We start from the raw sequence: 1,691 nt of genomic DNA, 5'->3' as shown, positions 1-1,691 counted from the left end.
TGCGGTGCCAGCCGGGCGGCGACCTCCGGATAGGCCGTGGTCACGGTGGCGACCAGGACGACGGCCCGCGCACCCAGCCCGGCCGGGTCCGCGGTCACCTCCCGGAGCGCGAACCGCCCGTCGAGCACCCCGCGCGCGACGATCTCCCGGCGGCGCGCGATCTCCCCGACGGCCTCGAGGTCCCGCGTGTAGAGGTGCACGGGCAGCTCCCGCGCGGCGAGGTAGGCGGCCACGGCCCGCCCCTCGCCGCCCGCTCCGACGACCCCGATCCCGTCCAGCACGCTCATTCCGCCCACTCCCGTCAGTCCGGTACGCAGTGGACTGGTCGGCACCGGCAAGGCGAAAGTTCCCGGAGACCGGGCTTATCCCTGGGCCAACGCCAGCGGCACCAATTGCTCGGCACTGGTGAGCGACCCGTGCTGCCCGACCAGCGACGTCTCGACGGCTTCCGCGAGCCCCCGCACCATCCCGAACCGGTCCCGGGCCGCGGCGACCACGTCGCCGATGCGTGGCAGCACCCGGTCGCTCACCGTGTGCCCGAACCAGCCCTCCGCGACGGCCTCCTCGCGCGAGCGCACCCAGGCCCGCTCGCCCAGGACCTCCCGCCAGGCCGCGAGGACGTCCGCGGCCGCGCCCGGCTCGGTGTAGACGTGCCGGGCCCGGACCTCGCCCCCGAACGTCCGGACGCCGGCGAGCAGCTCCGGGGCGTCTTCGAGGTCGAGCTTGTCGTCGACGGTCACCATCCCGTGGTCGGCCACCACCGCCAGCAGCGCGCCGGGCGGCAGACCGTCCACAAGGGACTCGACGAGCCGGTCAATCTGCCGCAGCTGCATCCGCCAGGCGGTCGAACCGGGGCCGTAGACGTGCCCCAGCAGGTCGAGTTCGCTGTGGTAGGCGTAGCAGAACGCGCGCCCGTCGAGCACCGACAACGTCCGCGCGGCGAGGTCGCCCAGCGCGTGGACCCCGGCGTACTGCGCTCCGCCCTGCGTGGCCAGGGTCAAGGCCGTGTCGCGGAACTTGGCGGACGACACCACGGCCGCTTCGATGCCCGCCGCGGCGGCGCGCTCGAACGTCGTCGGCAGCGGCTGCACCTCGCGGGGCGGGAGGGCGCCCCGCAGGTCGCTGCCGTCTTCGTGGCTGCACCAGCGCAACGCGTTGAGCACGCCGGTGCCGGGCATTTCGAAGGTGTAGCCGACCATCCCGTGCTCGCCCGAGGCGAGCCCGGTGCCGATCGCGGCCACCCCGGCGGCCGTCGTCGACGGGAAGCCCACGCGCAGCGATTCGCGGGCCAGCTCGCTCAGCACCGGGGCGTCCGCCGCGTGCTCGGCGAGCAGCTCCCAGCCGAGCCCGTCGACGAGCAGCACGCCGACGCTGCGGGCCTCCGGCAACGCCAGGACGTTCCCGCAGCCGGGCACCCCGAGCGCGGCGAGCAGGGACGGGACGACCTGGCCGAGGTGCGGGACGTCGGCGAGCGAGGGCGGCTGCACGCGCCCAGCTTCCCATCCCCGGGCACCTCCGGCGATAATCGCGGCATGCCGACCTACGCCTACCGCTGCCGCGAGTGCACCGAGACGTTCGAGCTCCTGCGCCCGATGAGCGAATCCGGCGCGCCGGCGACCTGCCCGGAGGGCCACGCCGACACCGTCAAGCTGCTCACCACGGTCGCCCTCACCGGGGCCGCGAGCGGCGGT

General features: G+C 75.0%; 2 protein-coding genes and 1 pseudogene. 1 reads left to right on the top strand and 2 read right to left on the bottom strand.

The annotated features are described in order from the left end of the window. Positions 1–287 (bottom strand): annotated as a pseudogene (locus tag CCN39_RS47695) (NAD/NADP-dependent octopine/nopaline dehydrogenase family protein); the annotation flags it as partial. Between the two features lie 75 nt (positions 288–362). Further along, positions 363–1,487 carry an alkaline phosphatase family protein gene (locus CCN39_RS47690; protein WP_086853774.1) on the bottom strand — a complete coding sequence of 375 codons (1,125 nt, stop codon included), beginning with the start codon at positions 1,485–1,487 and terminating at the stop codon, positions 363–365. A gap of 45 nt (positions 1,488–1,532) precedes the next feature. Here CCN39_RS47690 and CCN39_RS47685 point away from each other — a divergent pair. Then, on the top strand, positions 1,533–1,691 hold a 159-nt coding region (locus CCN39_RS47685; protein ID WP_086853776.1), incomplete at its 3' end, for an FmdB family zinc ribbon protein.

This window comes from Amycolatopsis kentuckyensis (assembly GCF_002155975.1).
Lineage (GTDB): Bacteria > Actinomycetota > Actinomycetes > Mycobacteriales > Pseudonocardiaceae > Amycolatopsis > Amycolatopsis kentuckyensis.
The sequence above is the reverse complement of the archived record's forward strand: the minus strand, read 5'-3'. Positions and strand labels throughout refer to the sequence as shown.